Source organism: Paenarthrobacter sp. NPDC056912 (assembly GCF_042786555.1).
GTDB lineage: Bacteria > Actinomycetota > Actinomycetes > Actinomycetales > Micrococcaceae > Arthrobacter.
The window spans coordinates 67,951-83,878 of the sequence record NZ_JBHUCD010000017.1 but is presented as its reverse complement, the minus strand read 5'-3'; the positions used below and the strand labels follow the sequence as shown (position 1 = coordinate 83,878).

The following is a 15,928-nucleotide window of genomic DNA, read 5'->3' as shown; positions in this document are numbered from 1 at the left end:
GGCGTGCGAATTCGCGGCGATCTTAGTCTGCAAAGTGATCCCATCCAACGGTGTCAGCAGCTTGCCCGGCAATCCGGACGCCGCTGCCTGGCGGCTCGACAACGGCTTGAACTGAGCCTATCGCAGTGAAGCCCTGCGGCAGCTGAATTCCTGCTGGGAAGGTGGCCAGCAATCCGTGGTCCTCTCCCCCGCCAAGAACCCACGAGATCGCCTCTTCACCCAACAGCGCAGCAGCGGGTTCCAGCGGCAAGGAATGGATCTTCAGCGCGACCGGATCAAAATCGAGGACAACGTTGCTCGCAGCAGCCAAGCGGCCGCCGTCGCGAAGCAAGCCGTCCGAAACATCCAGCATGGAGCTGGCTCCCGCACGCGCAGCCAAGGGTCCTGCCGACAATGGCGGCACCGGCCGGCATTGGTTGTCGATCAGGCCCAGCAGTCCTGCACTGAGGGTGCCCAGCGGGACATTGCTTTCCAGCAGGGCCCAGCCGGCGGCTGCCCGGCCGAGCGTTCCGGCGACAGCCACGACGTCACCGGGCCGGGCGCCGGAGCGCAGCACCGGTGCCATGCCGGAAAGCGTGCCGACGACGGCGACAGTCACGGCGATCTCCCGGCCACTGCCCAGGTCCCCGCCAGCGACCGAACAGTCCGGGGCACCCAGTGCGCGAATGGCAGCTGTCAGGCCGTCGGCGAAGGCCTCCACCCAATCCACCGCAGTTGCCGGTGGCATCGTCAGGCTCACCACAAGGGAAGTAGCACTTCCTCCCATGGCGTTGATATCACTGAGGTTCTGGGCGGCAGCCTTCCAGCCGACGTCGTAACCACTGGTCCTGTAGCCGTTGTTCCAGACCAGCCTGAAATCCTGGTCCTGCGTCTGGGTGTCGATGGAGATGAGCGTCCGGCCATCAGGGGCCGCAACCAGGGCAGCATCGTCCCCGGGACCCAACAGAATGCTGGGGCTATGGTTCAGCCGCGGAAAGATCCGGGCAAGGAGCTCGGACTCCGAAAGGTCTTGGACGGTCAACTGTTCTTCTGGCACGGCACTACGCTATCGCGATCCACCGACAGAATAGTGTCGCCTTGCTGGCAGGGGACCAGGCAAGGAATGTGACCCGCACTACGCGAATCTGCCGGGCAGGGCAGGCGGGATAGGCTGGATGGATGCACCGAAAGACCCTCCGCCGGACAGCTTTGGCCGTCACTGTGGCCACCCTGTCCACCATCGCTTTGTCGGCGTGTTCACCAGCCGTTGATGTGACGCCCGCGGCAGACGCCGCCAATGCCGCCTGCGCTCCGATGATGGTGGCGCTTCCGGACAAGATCGGCGATGCTTCGCTGCGCAAGACCAACAGCCAGGCCACGGCGGCATGGGGAGATCCGTCCCAGGTTATTTTGCGTTGCGGCGTCAACGTCCCGGGTCCCACCACTGATCGTTGCGTGAGTGTCAACGACATCGACTGGGTCATCAAGGAAGGCGACCCCGTCTACACCCTGACCACGTTCGGCCGCGATCCCGCCACGGAGATCCTGATCGATCCGGTCAAGTTGGAATCGGCGAACATCAGCTCTGCGACGGTCCTGACGGAACTCGCGGCCGCAGTGGGCAAGATCAAGGCCACCCGTCAGTGCGTCGGCCAGGAAGACCTGCAGAACCTGCCATCCGGCAAATAGTGCTCCAGGATGAGTAGAAGCCGGGCGCGTTGTGAGGGTTCACAACGCGCCAGGCTGCTACTTGCCTGGGTCAGCGCAGGCCGGTCTTGCGGGACAGGGCAAGGTGGATCAGTTCGTCGATCAGCTCACCGTAAGCCAAGCCCGAGGCCGCCCACATCTGCGGGTACATGCTCTTGGGCGTGAAACCGGGCATGGTGTTGATTTCGTTGATGATCAGCTCGCCGGCCGGGGTGTAGAAGAAGTCGACACGGCTCAGTCCCTCGGCGCCCACGGCGTCGAAAGCAACCGCGGCCAGGTCCCGCACACGGTTGATGGCTTCGTCCGGCATGTCGGCCGGGCAGCTGAGCGCTGCCGCACCGTCGTCCACATACTTGGCGGCGAAATCGTAGAACTGGTGCTCACCGACTGCCACGGCAATTTCCCCGGGCATGGATGTGCGCGGCGCGTCCGTGCCCCGTCCTTGCAAGACCGCACACTCAATCTCGCGGCCCTCAATGCCAGCCTCAATGACCAGCTTCAGGTCATGGCCACGGGCTTCCTCGATGGCGGCGTCCAATGCCTCCAGGGAATCGACCTTGGAAATCCCCATGGACGAGCCGGCACGGGCAGGCTTGACGAACACCGGGAACCCCAGCTTGTCTACGCGCTTCCGGACCGCCTCGGCGTCTGTCAACCATTCCCGGTCAGTGACTGCAATGTACGGTCCCACGGTGAGGCCGGCAGACTCGAAGACCACCTTCATGAAGTGCTTGTCCATCCCGACGGCAGATGCCAGCACGCCGGCACCCACGTACCGGGTGTCCGACAACTCGAGGAGGCCTTGGATGGTTCCGTCTTCACCCCAGGGACCATGAAGCAACGGGAAGACAACGTCCACGGAACCGAGTTCCTGGGGAACGGCATTGGGTTCAGTCACGATGAGCTGATGCTCTCCGCCGACTTCAGCCAAGGTGACGGTCTTGCCCGACGGCGCAACCTCCGGAAGTGCCGTAGTGCTCAACGACCATTGACTGGTATCGCCCGAGGCCAGGACCCATTGTCCGGACTTGGCGATGCCGATGGGGATGACGTCGTATTTACTCTTATCGATGGCACCCATGACGCCGGCCGCCGTGACACAGCTAACGGCGTGCTCGCTGGAACGCCCGCCAAAGAGCACCGCAACACGGGGACGGCGGGGTGCAGCGGGAGTGGATTCTATAGTCACCATCAGTAGTCGCCTTCGGACTTCAGTGCCCGGGCCAGCAAACGTGGACCCAGGTCATCAACGGACATTTTGCCCTCCAATACCGCTACAACTGCTGCGGTAATGGGCATTTCAACGTTTAGCTTGCCGGCAAGCTCGTGCACCGCAGCCCCGGACTTGATGCCCTCGGCGGTCTGGGTCATTCGCGCGGCCACCTGGTCAAGGGTCAGTCCTTCGCCCAGCAGGCGTCCGGCAGTGTGATTGCGGGAGAGCGCTGACGAACACGTGGCCACCAAATCCCCCAGTCCCGCGAGGCCGGCCATGGTGTGGGCTTCTCCACCCAAGGCCAGCGCGAGCCTGGACGTCTCCGCGAGCCCGCGGGTAATCACGGAGGCTTTGGTGTTGTCACCCATTTGGCGGCCTTCGCAAATGCCCACAGCAAGCGCAATCACGTTCTTGACGATCCCGCCGATCTCTACACCCACAACATCGGTGCTGGTGTAAGGACGGAAGTACGGTGCCGTGCAGCAGAGCGCAATCGCGGCCGCCGTAGTGCCGTCGCTGCAGGCAACCACCGACGCCGTGGGTTGCTCACGGGCGATCTCCATCGCAAGGTTGGGCCCTGAGACAACAGCTACGCGCGACGCCGGGAGGCCCAGCTCCTGCGCAATGACCTCACTCATCCGGGCGTCAGTGCCCAGCTCCAGGCCCTTCATCAGGGACACAACAACGGCGTCAGGAGCCAGCATCGGCTTCCACTCACCCAATTGTGGCCTCAAGGACTGGGCGGGCACAGCAAGCACCACCAGAGTGGCACCACGAAGCACCTCCGCAACATCGGTCGATGCCGTGATGGTTGCGGGGAGTTCGATGTCTTTGAGGTACTGCTCGTTCCGGTGCTCCGCGTTGATCCGGTCAACCACCTCCGAACGGCGCCCCCAAATCCGGATCTCGCGTTCAACCCCTGCAGCCGCAGAGGCATCCGCCAGTATCTTGGCAAACGTGGTGCCCCAGGAGCCAGCCCCCAGGACAGCCACCTTTTCCGGAACGAAGACAGGACTTTCGTGCGCAGTCACTTGCCATCCTCCGGTTCCGGGGTCTCGCCGGATCCCCGCTCAACGAAACGGCCATGCTTGGACTGTTTGTGAACGGCCGGATCCCAGCGTTCCGTGGGTGCGGCTTCTCCGCGAAGGACCTCCAGAAGTTCCGTCACTGCAGCCATGATCACTTCCGTGGCCTCAGTAAGCGTGGTCCGGTCCAGCGGACGGTCAGCGAACGCGCTCAGGTCCACTGGCTCGCCCACCAGCACGCGAACAGTCTTCCGCGGGAAAACGTGGAAGCGCTTGGCATAGCGTGGAAAGACTTCGTGGGCTCCCCAATGGGCCATGGGCACCACCGGAGCTCCTGTTTGCAGGGCCAGGCGGGCGGCGCCGGTGTGCCCCTTCATCGGCCAAAGGTCCGGGTCGCGCGTCAGCGTGCCCTCGGGGTAGATGATGATGGCGCCTCCGGCGTCCACCACCTCCTTGGCGACCTGCAGTGAGCGGTTCGCCCCCGCCGTCGAGCGTTCAACAGGAATCTGTTTGGTGGCGCGCAGCAAGGCACCGAGCACCGGAACCTTGAACAGGCCCGCCTTCGCGAGGAAATGCGGTGGCCGCTTCTGGTTGTAAACCATGTGCCCGATCACGATGGGGTCGATCTCGGTGCAGTGATTGGGTACGGCAATGAATCCGCCGGCAGGAAGGTTCCCGGTACCCTCCCACTTCTTGGACATCAGGATGTTCATCAGCGGACGCGCGAGGCCAGCCAGCAGCATGAACATGGCACGGCTCTTGGCCGATTCCTTCAAAGGATCCCCCGCTACTTGGTGGTGGTGATGTCGAAATCTGCGCCCAGTCCGGCCAGCTTTTCGGTGAAGCGCTCGTAGCCGCGGTTGATGATGTCAATACCGGTGACCCTGGATGTGCCCGTAGCAGCCAAGGCCGCAATGAGGTGGCTGAAGCCGCCACGGAGGTCGGGGATGTCGATGTCGGTGCCCCGCAGCGGTGTGGAACCGGAGATGACTGCGGAGTGAAGGAAGTTCCGCTGCCCGAAACGGCATGGGACACTGCCAAGGCATTCACGGTGTACCTGGATGTTCGCACCCATCCGGGCAAGGGCTTCGGTGAACCCGAAACGGTTCTCGTACACGGTCTCGTGGACGATCGAAACGCCCTCGGCCTGCGTCAGGGCGACGACCAGTGGCTGCTGCCAATCCGTCATGAAACCAGGGTGGACATCTGTCTCCAGCACCAGCGGTGTCAGTTTGCCGCCTTGGTGGTAAAAACGGATGCCGTCGTCGCCAATGTCCATGCCGCCGCCCACTTTGCGGTACGTGTTCAAGAACGTCATCATGTCGCGCTGGGAAGCACCCTCGACATAGATATCGCCACGGGTGACCAAGGCGGCCGACGCCCACGAGGCTGTCTCGTTACGGTCCGGAAGCGCGCGGTGGTTATAGCCGCGGAGGTCCTTGACGCCCTCAATGCGGATGGTGCGGTCCGTCTGGACACTGATGATGGCGCCCATCTTCTGAAGGACGGCGATGAGATCGATGATCTCGGGTTCTGTTGCTGCACCGCTGAGTTCCGTAATGCCATCGGCGCGCGTTGCGCTGAGCAGGACCTGCTCGGTGGCTCCCACCGACGGGTAGGGCAGGGAGATCTTGGCGCCATGCAGGCCGTGCGGGGCGGAGATGTGGATGCCGCCCGGACGCTTTTCCACCACGGCGCCGAACTGGCGCAGCACATTCAAGTGGTAATCGATGGGCCGGTCGCCGATCTTGCAACCGCCAAGGTCCGGGATGAAGGCCTCGCCGATCGCATGGATCAGAGGTCCGCACAGCAGGATCGGAATCCTGGAATCTCCGGCATGCGCGTCAATTGCGGTGCTGGAAGCGGTCTTGGCATCCTTGGGATCCAAGGTGAGGTCACCTGTCACAGGATCCTTGGCTACGGTGACGCCATGGAGCTGGAGCAGGCTGGTGACAACCTCCACGTCCTTGATTTCCGGCACGTTGCGCAGCACCGATGGTTCGCTGCCCAGCAACGCCGCCACCATGGCTTTGGGCACCAGGTTCTTGGCACCGCGTACGGTCACTCGTCCGGTCAATGGGACGCCACCGCGGATTGTCAGAACACTACTCATCTATACCGGTTTCCTCACGACTACTCGCCCCCCAAACTTACAAAGGCTCCAGCTAAGCATAGAAGCTCGCGTTACCGAACCGAAATGCGGCCCGCCCCCGGCATCTGCGGGTCCCGGTGATCCGGCTCCACTGAAAGTCACACCAAAAAGGACCGGCGAGCCCTTTTGGCAGGGGCCCGCCGGTCCAGTTACCGCTCGATACGGTGAGTGGTTCTGTGGTGCCTGAGGTCAGCTCTTCGCCGGAAGCGTAGTGGGCTTGAAGGACGGCCGGGTGGCCTCGTAGGCCGTGATATCTTCCTCGTGCTGCAGGGTGAGCCCGATGTCGTCAAGGCCCTCCAGGAGGCGCCAGCGTGTGTAGTCGTCGATCTCAAAGGGAGCAACAACATTCCCGCACTCGACCGTCTTGCTGACCAGGTCAACCTTCACTTCGGTGCCCGGGTTGTTCTCCAGCACCTTCCAAATGAGCTCAATATCGTCCTGGCCCACTTCCGCGGCGAGGAGTCCCTGCTTGCCTGAGTTGCCGCGGAAAATATCGGCAAACCGAGAGGACAGGACGGCCTTGAAGCCATAGTCCTTCAGTGCCCAGACCGCATGTTCACGGGATGACCCGGTACCGAAGTCCGGCCCGGCCACCAGGACAGAGCCTGCCCTGAAGGGCGCCTGGTTCAGGATGAAGGACTCGTCCTTGCGCCAGGCGGCGAAGAGAGCGTCCTCAAAACCTGTGCGCGTGATGCGCTTGAGGTAGACAGCCGGGATGATCTGGTCCGTGTCAACGTTGCTCTGCCGCAGCGGAACGCCGATGCCGGTGTGGGTGGTGAATTTTTCCATGGGATCCTCCTAGACTGCGATTCCGGTCAACGCGGCGGCCGACGCCGGTTCCAGGTCCGACGGCGAGCTCAGCGTGCCGCGGACGGCAGTCGCCGCAGCGACCACCGGGGAGACAAGGTGCGTACGGCCACCCTTGCCTTGGCGGCCCTCGAAGTTTCGGTTGGACGTCGAGGCGCAGCGCTCCCCCGGCTCCAGCTGGTCCGGATTCATGCCCAAGCACATGGAGCAGCCGGCGAAGCGCCATTCAGCGCCGAATTCCTTGAAGACCTTGTCCAGTCCCTCAGCCTCTGCCTCAAGCCGGACCCGGGCGGAGCCGGGCACCACGAGCATGCGGATGTCGGGGTCCTTGGCCCGGCCGCGGATGATGTCCGCCGCAGCCCGCAAGTCTTCGATGCGGGAGTTGGTGCAGGAGCCCAGGAAGACCGTGTCCACACGGATCTCCTTCATGGGCGTTCCAGCTTCCAGGCCCATGTACTGCAGGGCACGTTCGGCGGCAGCCTTGGCGTTCTCGTCGCCGAAGTCCTCCGGGGAGGGCACCTTGGCGGAGAGGGAAACACCTTGGCCGGGGTTGGTGCCCCAGGTGACAAAGGGTTCCAGCGTGTTGGCGTCGAGGTCCACTTGGACATCGAACGTGGCGTCATCGTCCGTGTGGAGCGTGTTCCAATATTCGACGGCGGCATCCCAGTCAGCGCCTTCCGGCGCGTGGGCGCGGCCCTGCATGTAGTCGTAGGTGATCTGGTCAGGTGCCACCATGCCAGCGCGGGCGCCGGCCTCGATGGACATGTTGCAGATGGTCATGCGGGCGTCCATGGACAGCGCCCGGATGGCAGAGCCGCGGTACTCCAGGACGTAGCCCTGGCCCCCGCCGGTGCCGATCTTGGCAATCACAGCGAGAATGATGTCCTTGGCCGTGACGCCGGGACGCAAGGTGCCCTCCACGTTGATGGCCATGGTCTTGAACGGCTTCAGGGACAGCGTCTGGGTAGCCATGACGTGTTCTACCTCGGACGTGCCGATGCCCATCGCCAGCGCCCCGAAGGCACCATGCGTGGAGGTATGCGAATCGCCGCACACTACGGTCATTCCAGGCTGGGTCAGGCCCAGTTGCGGTCCGACGACGTGAACGATGCCCTGTTCCTTGTCCCCGAGGGAGTGCAGGCGGACGCCGAACTCCTTGCAGTTGGCGCGCAGGGTTTCAATCTGGGTGCGGCTGGTGAGGTCGGCAATGGGCTTGTCGATGTCCAGCGTAGGAGTGTTGTGGTCCTCAGTGGCAATAGTGAGGTCCACGCGGCGCAGCGGGCGGCCGGCCAGGCGTAGGCCTTCGAATGCCTGCGGTGACGTCACTTCGTGGACCAGGTGCAAGTCGATGAAAAGAAGGTCGGGCTGGGCATTGGCTCCTTCGCCTTCACCCTTGCGCACTACGTGCGCGTCCCAGACCTTCTCGGCCAGTGTCTTTCCCACGGCCTTGCTCCCTTCACAGTGTTGGCTTGGTGCGTTGTTCTTTGTCCACTGAACCAGCCCGGTCGCGAAATAGGCCAGCGAAACAACTTGCATCTCAGATATTGAGACGGCAATATCATTACATGGACAATTCTAGTGGAGTCGGTGTCATTGATAAAGCGGCCCAAGTACTTGATGCGCTTGAAGCCGGGCCAACGACACTCGCGCAACTTGTAGCGGCCACCGGCCTCGCCCGGCCAACGGTTCACCGGCTCGCGCTGGCATTGGTTCACCACCGACTGGTGAGCCGCGATATCCAAGGGCGGTTCGTCCTGGGCAGCCGCTTGGTGGAACTCGCCTCCGCCGCCGGCGAAGACCGGCTGATTGCATCCGCCGGCCCCGTTCTCATCCAGCTGCGGGACGCCACGGGCGAAAGCGCCCAGATCTTCCGCCGGCAAGGTGACTGGCGTGTGTGCGTGGCCTCGGCTGAACGCCCCATCGGCCTCCGCGACACCATACCGGTGGGCACCCAACTTTCCATGAAGGCCGGCTCCGCTGCCCAGGTATTGCTGGCCTGGGAGGACCATGACCGTCTCTTGGAGGGCTTGCAGAACGCCCGTTTCACTCCCACTGTCCTTGCGGGAGTACGACGCCGGGGCTGGGGTCAGAGCCTCGGGGAACGCGAGCCTGGGGTCGCTTCCGTCTCTGCGCCAGTGCGCGGACCGTCCGGCAGGGTCATTGCCGCGGTATCGATTTCGGGCCCGATTGAGCGGCTTACCCGGCAACCCGGGCGCCTCCACGCCGAAGTTGTCTGCAACGCGGCCCGGGTTTTGACTGAGGCCCTGCGGAAGAACAACGACTAGCCGGAGAGAGTCAGTGAACAACTACGCTGTGTTCCTTCGCGGTATCAACGTGGGCGGCATCAACATCAAGATGGCCGACCTCAAGACCGCGCTCCTGGAGTACCCGTTCTCCAACGTCAAGACCCTGCTGGCCAGCGGAAACGTCGTGTTGCAGAGTGATCTGGGCACCAAGGACGTCAAATCCCGGTTCGAGGAGTGCCTGCGGGAGACGTTCGGTTATGACGCCTGGGTGGTTGTCCTGACGGCCTCCCGGGTCGCGGAGCTCGTGGCAGCGTGCCCTTATCCATCGGATGACAAGTCCACCCACAGCTACATCACGCTGGCTTCCGATACCGCCATGCTTGATGAACTCTTTGAGGCAGGCGAGGCGCTTGGTGGAGTGGAACAGATACGGCTGGGACCTGAAGCCTCTGCGTGGCTGGCTCCTGCCGGCGGCACCTTGGACAGTCCGTTCAGCAGGCTCTCCGCGAAGACCCGGTACAAAAGCAGCACCACCACCCGGAATCTCCGCACCATGATCAAGGTCAGGGACGCAGCAGCGTCACTCTAGGCCGAGCGCGCGGCCTTCAGGGCAGCGTTGAACGCCGTCAAGCGCGTTATTTCCACGCCAACGGGCTCAACGATCCTCTGCTCAGCAACCCCTGCCACAGCCGAATTCAGGCGTTTGGCGGCCCCGGACGCACGCAGACGCGCCGCCCAGCCACCGAGGATCCGTCCGGCGATGGCAAGAACAATTCCCAGCACAACTCCGCCGGCAACCATCAGCGTGGGCCAAGGCCAGCCTTCCGTACGCGGAACTTCAGGCACCGGCATTTGGAAGTAGCCCAACGCTGCGAGCACGCCGAGCCAACCCAGGCCGCCCACGGCCAAGAGAAGTGCGAGCCATTGCAGCGAGTTGAACAGCACCCACCACAGGGGATGCTTGGTGGCTTTCAGGTCCGTTCCGGCGATGGCCTGATCCAGGGCGTCGGGCAGCAGTTCCCGGCCGTCCCGTGCCACACCACGGATTGCAGCGCGCCAAGGGCCGGGCGCGCCACTGGAAGCGTCGTCGGCAAACTCCCGGACAGCAGCATCCGTCCTTGCACGCTCGGGCGCACCTGCCGGAGGCAATGACGTCCGGCTGAGCTCAGGCCTGCTGTCATCCCTGCCCAGGTTGAGCCTCCGCAGGGGGTCCGGACGGAAGCGCAACAGCCACCTCGTCACGGGCCATCCCGTCCGCCGGGCCGACTCCCTTTTGAAGGACCGCTGGACAGCGTCCACCACCACCGGTACGTTCGCCGCCGTCGCCAGTTCGGCCGCAAGGCGGACCCTGGCGCTGCCTTTGATCCCTCGCGCTTCACCGTCCCCGGAGGCTTCGGCAAGTTCAGCAGCGGCCTTTGCAACGTCGGCCGACAATCGCTGCGTCGCGGCCTCCCTCTGCACCACCACGTTCCTGATGGCCCCGCGGACCGTTTCAACGCCGTCGCCCGTTATGGCCGAAGCGCCCAGCACGCGGACTTTGCCCAAGCCGTCACGCTCCAGGATCCCCTCCAAGGACTGAAGCACGGCAGTGGCATCTGCGGGGTTCAGCTTGTCCAGCTGGTTCAGGACAACAAGAGTGACGGCGCCGTGGGAGGCCATGGGCCGAAGAAACTCGTTGTGCACTGCAGCGTCCGCGTACTTTTGCGGGTCCAGGACCCACACCAGGACGTCCACCATGCCCACCATTCGCTGAACGATCTGCCGGTTCTCCACCCTGGTGGAATCAAAGTCGGGAAGGTCCAGCAGAATCAGCCCATCGCCGTCGTCCGCCAATCCAGGGACGGCCGGGAGGTCATGGCGCTCTTTGACTTCCAGCCAGTCCAGCAGCGGACCGCTGCCGTCATGGCCCCAGATCCCTGCCATCGGCTCGGAGGTTGTGGGACGTCGTGCAGCCGCGGTGGCCAGAACGGTGCCCGACACTGCATTGAACAGCGATGACTTGCCACTTCCCGTGGCCCCGAAAAAGCCCACCACCGTATGCCCTGCCGACAATGACCGCCGTGACGTCGCACGTTCCAGGACGTCATACGCCGCCTGCAACTCCTGGTCGGGCAGCACGCCCTCGGCAAGCTCGCGTGCTGCATTGAGTGACTCAAGCCGACGCTGCAGCCGGGATGACTCCCGGACCTGGCCGTGGCGGCTCATGCGGCCCCTGCCAGGCGTCGGAGGGCCTTGGCATGGCGTGCGAGGTCGCTTCCCGTGCCCGGATGAGCGGCCTCAAGGCGCCCCAGGAACCGTTGCTTCTCTTCATCCAGAAGCCGTTGGCACTGGGTGTGCAGGTCCTCGCGTGCCTGCAGGGCCAAGCGACGGACTGCGTCTTCGCCAAACACCGCTTCCAACAGCTTCTGCCCCACCACAGCCGTCCCTCCGGCGATGCCGATCTCCAGTCCGCTCAGGCCGGCCGTCATGGAAAACACCACCACCATCAGCGCTGCGCCGAGTCCATTAAGGCCAAAGGACAACCACCGGGCCTGGGTCCGCTTGCCCTGACCCTGCGTACGGATCATTTCCATGAGGCCCTCCTGCCAAGCACGGATCGCCGCAGCGGACCTGGCATCGAAGCCCTTGCTTGTTCCGGAAAGGTCGTCCCCGCCCAGCAGGTGCCGGCCGGCGGCATCCGATCGCCAGCGCCTGTCCACGTTCTCTGCCGCGTTGGCGGCCTCATCCAGGATCACAGCCTGCAATCCGGTCTCGATGGCGGTCTCAACCCTTACCGCCGGAGCGGGTTCGCCCCGGAAGAAGGCACCCACCCGATCCCGCATGCGTCCGATGTTCTGCTCGACGGCGCGGAAGAACTCACCTGTACCCACGAAATCCTGCCAACGGGCCAGGACTTCGCCTCGCAGCAAAGCTCCGTCCTTGGTGGCCTCAAGAATGCCCGAGAGCGCCTGCTCATACTCCTCAACACAAACGGTCCGCAGATCGTGTGCGGCGGCGTCCTGGGCGGCAGCAGCTCCGGCGATTCCCTCCAAACGGCCACTGACGGCTTTGACGGCACCATTGAGGGTCCGCCGGGCAACGTCCGCGCGTCCGGCCGCGTTGGCGGCCAAAGCCCCCAGCCATTGGCCCAACTGTGCCACCGACGCCTGCGGCAGCATTCCCAGCCCGTCCAGCGGGCTCTCAGGCACAACGAAGAGTCTCGCCTCACCCAGACCCTGACGGTCGAGCATAGCCTTCAGGTCCGTCCTGACTTCGTCTTCGGCGGCAGACGGTACGCGATCCAGAACCACGGCAACGGTGATATCCCGGGAAGCGGCATCCAGCAGGAGCCGCCAAGGAACGGCGTCGGCGTATCGGTTGGCGGTGGTGACAAAAACCCACAGGTCGGCTGCGGCCAGCAATTGACCGGCAAGCCTGCGGTTGTCGTCAGAAATCGAATCGACGTCGGGCGCGTCAAGGAGGGCTATTCCCTGCGGTACGCGATCATGCGCCACCAGCACCAAAGAGGTGATCGCCTGGGCATCGGGCGCTGCGCCCGCTTGGTTGGCCGGCAGGGGGCTTGCCGACACCGAGCCGCGGATCCGGTCAAGGCTGGGAAGTATCCGATCACCTTCGAACCATCCGGCGTCCTGTGGGTGGTGCAACAGGATGGGTTGTCGCGTTGTGGGCCTGATGGCTCCGGCACGGGTCACCGGGTACCCCACAAGTGCGTTGACCAGGGTGGACTTTCCCGCACCTGTTGAACCGCCGACGACGGCCAGCAGCGGGGCGTCGAGGCTGCGGTACCGGGGTATCACGTAATCATCCAGCTGTGACAGTGATTCCCGAATCCATTGGCGGGCTTCCTGAACATCCGGCAGGGCCAGCGGAAGGGAGGTGGCCGCGAGTGCCGCTCGCGCAGCTTCCAGGGTGTCTATGGCCATCGCAGTGCCCTTGAGGACGGCGGCCTGCCCGGTGGTTGTTGGCTCTTGGTTTGCGGTCACAGCATCATCATGCCAGCCGGTTCCCGGCTGGAAGCGTCGGGCTGGCGCTTTGGGCAAAAAGAAATCCCCCGGAACCGAAGTTCCGGGGGATTTTTTGTGACCCCAGCGGGATTCGAACCCGCGTTACCGCCGTGAGAGGGCAGCGTACTAGGCCGCTATACGATGGGGCCTTGCACTTTTGTCGCCGTTTCCGGCGATCAAGCTGAATGAGTATTACATACTTTCAGCTCCTCTCCAAATCGCCTCAGCGACTTGGAAGTTCCGAATTTCCAGCGTATTGACGCGGAATTTCAGAGCTGGGATACCAGGACTCGAACCTAGAATGACGGTACCAGAAACCGTAGTGTTGCCAATTACACCATATCCCAAAGTGACTTTCGGACCGGAGTTCCTCGTCTCGGTTTCCCTTGACTTTTCCCCCCGTGCCCCTCAGCACGAGTAATGACTCTACCCGAGTCTCGCCACCTGCACAAATCGAGAAGCCGTTACCTGCATCACATCAAGATCAGGCCCGGGCCGGGGCCTGAACCAGCAAGCGGGACAGGGAGTCCACTTGGCGGCCAGTGAACTCCTGGACCGTTTCCCCGGTCCTGTTCAGCCACACTCCAACCAGGCCCGCCGCCGTGGCACCATCGGCGTCCAGGAGGCGATTGTCCCCCACGTACAGGGTCTCCCCCGCCTCGGTGCCCAGCAGGCGCACTCCTTCGAGGTAGATCGCGGGATCCGGCTTGGCCGCGCCAACGGTGTCCGTCCCCACGAGGATCTTGATTCGGGACAGTCCCGCGCCGTCCAGCTTTGCCCGCTGATAGTCGTGCACGTTGTTGCTCACAGCCCCATAAGGGATGTCTGCAGCGTCGAGAGCGTCCAAGACGGCCCCAACATCCTCGAAGGCGCGAACGTACGCCGTCTGGCGCTGGTGATACTCAGCCACCCACGCCTGTGCATCTTCGCCGTCGTCGAGCTCCACGCCAAAGTGACCCAGGGCTGCCCTGCCGCGCAGCAGCCGTTGCTCATTGAAGGTCAGCTCACCGGCAAGGTAGCGGTCGTAATAGTGAGTGGTTTCGTGCGTGAAGATTCGGCCGAACTTCACCCACCCGGCCTGGTCAAGGCCGGGCAGGAGATGCTCGCTGACATCACGCAATGCTGTAGTCATGGCGTACTCAAGGTCCACCAGGGTGTCGTCGATGTCGAACAGGACACCGCGGATAGGGCCGAAGGAGCTTGCGATCGCCATGACTGATCCCGCTCCTAGCCGCGGAAGGCGCGAACGCGGGCCAACGACGAATCCTTGCCCAGGATCACCATCGACTCGAACAGCGGCGGGGAAATGCGACGGCCGGAGATGGCCGTACGCACTGGCCCGAAAGCAGCGCGCGGTTTGATCCCAAGGTCTTCCACCAGTGCCTGCTTGAGCGCTGCCTGGATGTTCTCGGCAGTCCACTCATCCACAGGATCCAGCGCCGCCAGGGCAGCATCGAGGACTTCCTCAAGGTTGGCCGGGAGTCCCTTGCGGGCGTCGTCGGCAACGTCGATCGCGTCATCGGCTTTGAACAAGAAGGCCAGCATCTCGGGGGCCTCGCCCAGGAGAGTGATGCGCTCCTGAACCAGCGGAGCAGCCTCTGCGAGGATCTCTTCCTGACGCGGGGTGAGGATCTCACCCACGAAGCCGGCAGCGCGGAGGTAGGGAACCAACCGTTCCTTGAAGTCCTCGGCCGCAAGCATCCGGACGTGGGTTCCGTTGATGGCTTCGGCCTTCTTGATGTCGAAGCGCGCCGGGTTGCCCAGGACATCGTGGATGTCGAAGTTCGCCACGAGCTGCTCCACAGTGAAGATGTCCTCATCGGCGCTCAGGGACCAGCCGAGCAGGGACAGGTAGTTGAGCAGGCCCTCGGGAATGAAGCCACGCTCGCGGTGCAGGAACAGGCTGGACTCGGGGTCACGCTTGGACAGCTTTTTGTTGCCCTGGCCCATGACATAGGGAAGGTGGCCGAACTCCGGCATGTACTCCGCAACACCGATAGCATAAAGCGCCCGGTACAGAGCGATCTGGCGAGGCGTGGAGCTCAGCAGGTCTTCGCCGCGGAGGACATGGGTGATCCCCATCAGGGCGTCATCCACCGGGTTCACCAAGGTGTAGAGCGGGGCGCCGTTGGCACGGACTACCGCGAAGTCAGGCACGGAGCCGGCCTTGAAGGTGATCTCGCCGCGGACGAGGTCGTTGAACGTCAGGTCCTCATCCGGCATGCGGAGGCGCAGGACTGCCTCCCGGCCTTCTGCCTTGAACTGGGCCAACTGCTCGTCCGTCAGGTGCCGGTCAAAGCCGTCGTAGCCCAGCTTCGGGTCGCGGCCTGCTGCCTTGTGGCGGGCTTCGATCTCGTCCGGGGTGGAATAGGACTCATAGACGTGTCCCCCGGCCTTGAGCTTGGCGATGACGTCCTGGTAGATGTCGCCGCGCTGCGACTGCCGGTACGGCTCATGTGGTCCGCCGACCTCTACGCCTTCATCCCAGTTGATGCCGAGCCACTTCAGGGCGTCGAGCAACTGGTGGTAGCTCTCCTCGCTGTCGCGGGCAGAGTCGGTGTCCTCGATGCGGAAGATCAGCTTGCCACCGGTGTGGCGGGCATAGGCCCAGTTGAACAGGGCGGTGCGGATCAAGCCAACGTGCGGCGTTCCCGTGGGCGACGGGCAGAAACGGACGCGGACCGGAGTCTCGGCGTTGACGGCAGGAATGGCGCTGGAGGCAGCGTTCGACGCAGAAGCAGTAGTCATAGTGGTTCCAACTTTACCGCTTGGCGCCGCCTCGGTTTCCCGACGGA

13 protein-coding genes, 2 tRNA genes and 1 pseudogene are annotated in these 15,928 nt (G+C 63.7%); 3 read left to right on the top strand and 13 right to left on the bottom strand.

Annotated elements, in window-relative coordinates; genetic code table 11:
* Positions 1 to 22: 22 nt before the first annotated feature.
* Positions 23 to 1,036: a thiamine-phosphate kinase gene (gene thiL / locus ACFRJ9_RS17860; RefSeq protein ID WP_377670637.1), complete on the bottom strand. Its 1,014-nt coding sequence runs from the start codon at positions 1,034 to 1,036 to the stop codon at positions 23 to 25.
* A gap of 122 nt (positions 1,037 to 1,158) precedes the next feature.
* On the opposite strand from thiL, the gene ACFRJ9_RS17855 reads away from it, so the two are divergent.
* Positions 1,159 to 1,668 carry a DUF3515 family protein gene (locus ACFRJ9_RS17855; RefSeq protein WP_377670634.1) on the top strand — a complete coding sequence of 170 codons (510 nt, stop codon included), beginning with the start codon at positions 1,159 to 1,161 and terminating at the stop codon, positions 1,666 to 1,668.
* Between the two features lie 70 nt (positions 1,669 to 1,738).
* Here the strand turns inward: ACFRJ9_RS17855 and ACFRJ9_RS17850 are convergent, their stop codons facing one another.
* From ACFRJ9_RS17850 to leuC, 6 genes are all read right to left on the bottom strand, one after another.
* Positions 1,739 to 2,878, bottom strand: a complete 1,140-nt coding sequence (locus ACFRJ9_RS17850; protein WP_377670632.1) for a D-alanine--D-alanine ligase family protein — start codon at positions 2,876 to 2,878, stop codon at positions 1,739 to 1,741.
* Positions 2,878 to 3,930 carry an NAD(P)H-dependent glycerol-3-phosphate dehydrogenase gene (locus ACFRJ9_RS17845; protein ID WP_377670630.1) on the bottom strand — a complete coding sequence of 351 codons (1,053 nt, stop codon included), beginning with the start codon at positions 3,928 to 3,930 and terminating at the stop codon, positions 2,878 to 2,880. The genes ACFRJ9_RS17850 and ACFRJ9_RS17845 overlap by 1 nt, the downstream gene beginning before the upstream one ends.
* Positions 3,927 to 4,700 (bottom strand): lysophospholipid acyltransferase family protein, encoded by a 774-nt coding sequence (locus ACFRJ9_RS17840; protein ID WP_377670627.1) that lies wholly within the window; start codon positions 4,698 to 4,700, stop codon positions 3,927 to 3,929. Before ACFRJ9_RS17840 ends, ACFRJ9_RS17845 begins: the two co-directional genes overlap by 4 nt.
* 11 nt (positions 4,701 to 4,711) lie before the next feature.
* On the bottom strand, positions 4,712 to 6,037 hold the full coding sequence (gene murA, locus ACFRJ9_RS17835) for a UDP-N-acetylglucosamine 1-carboxyvinyltransferase (protein ID WP_377670625.1): 1,326 nt from the start codon (positions 6,035 to 6,037) through the stop codon (positions 4,712 to 4,714).
* 228 nt (positions 6,038 to 6,265) lie between these two features.
* A complete protein-coding gene (gene leuD, locus ACFRJ9_RS17830; protein ID WP_377670623.1) occupies positions 6,266 to 6,865 on the bottom strand; it encodes a 3-isopropylmalate dehydratase small subunit in 600 nt (199 codons plus the stop codon).
* Positions 6,866 to 6,874: 9 nt separating this feature from the next.
* Positions 6,875 to 8,326: a 3-isopropylmalate dehydratase large subunit gene (gene leuC / locus ACFRJ9_RS17825; protein WP_377670620.1), complete on the bottom strand. Its 1,452-nt coding sequence runs from the start codon at positions 8,324 to 8,326 to the stop codon at positions 6,875 to 6,877.
* A 122-nt stretch (positions 8,327 to 8,448) separates the two neighbouring features.
* Here leuC and ACFRJ9_RS17820 point away from each other — a divergent pair, with 122 nt between their 5' ends.
* Positions 8,449 to 9,168, top strand: coding sequence for an IclR family transcriptional regulator (locus tag ACFRJ9_RS17820; RefSeq protein WP_014922101.1), 720 nt, complete (start codon positions 8,449 to 8,451; stop codon positions 9,166 to 9,168).
* A 13-nt stretch (positions 9,169 to 9,181) separates the two neighbouring features.
* On the top strand, positions 9,182 to 9,718 hold the full coding sequence (locus ACFRJ9_RS17815) for a DUF1697 domain-containing protein (protein ID WP_377670618.1): 537 nt from the start codon (positions 9,182 to 9,184) through the stop codon (positions 9,716 to 9,718).
* Here ACFRJ9_RS17815 and ACFRJ9_RS17810 read toward each other — a convergent pair.
* From ACFRJ9_RS17810 to gltX, 6 genes and pseudogenes are all read right to left on the bottom strand, one after another.
* Positions 9,715 to 11,334: a GTPase gene (locus ACFRJ9_RS17810; protein WP_377670615.1), complete on the bottom strand. Its 1,620-nt coding sequence runs from the start codon at positions 11,332 to 11,334 to the stop codon at positions 9,715 to 9,717. The genes ACFRJ9_RS17815 and ACFRJ9_RS17810 overlap by 4 nt on opposite strands.
* Positions 11,331 to 13,052 carry a dynamin family protein gene (locus ACFRJ9_RS17805; RefSeq protein WP_377670708.1) on the bottom strand — a complete coding sequence of 574 codons (1,722 nt, stop codon included), beginning with the start codon at positions 13,050 to 13,052 and terminating at the stop codon, positions 11,331 to 11,333. The genes ACFRJ9_RS17810 and ACFRJ9_RS17805 overlap by 4 nt, the downstream gene beginning before the upstream one ends.
* A 157-nt stretch (positions 13,053 to 13,209) precedes the next feature.
* Positions 13,210 to 13,282: transfer RNA gene (locus ACFRJ9_RS17800), tRNA-Glu, on the bottom strand.
* Between the two features lie 126 nt (positions 13,283 to 13,408).
* Positions 13,409 to 13,480: transfer RNA gene (locus ACFRJ9_RS17795), tRNA-Gln, on the bottom strand.
* A gap of 137 nt (positions 13,481 to 13,617) precedes the next feature.
* Positions 13,618 to 14,353, bottom strand: a pseudogene (locus ACFRJ9_RS17790) (HAD family hydrolase).
* Positions 14,354 to 14,360: 7 nt separating this feature from the next.
* Positions 14,361 to 15,881, bottom strand: coding sequence for a glutamate--tRNA ligase (gene gltX, locus ACFRJ9_RS17785; protein WP_377670612.1), 1,521 nt, complete (start codon positions 15,879 to 15,881; stop codon positions 14,361 to 14,363).
* Positions 15,882 to 15,928 lie beyond the last annotated feature (47 nt).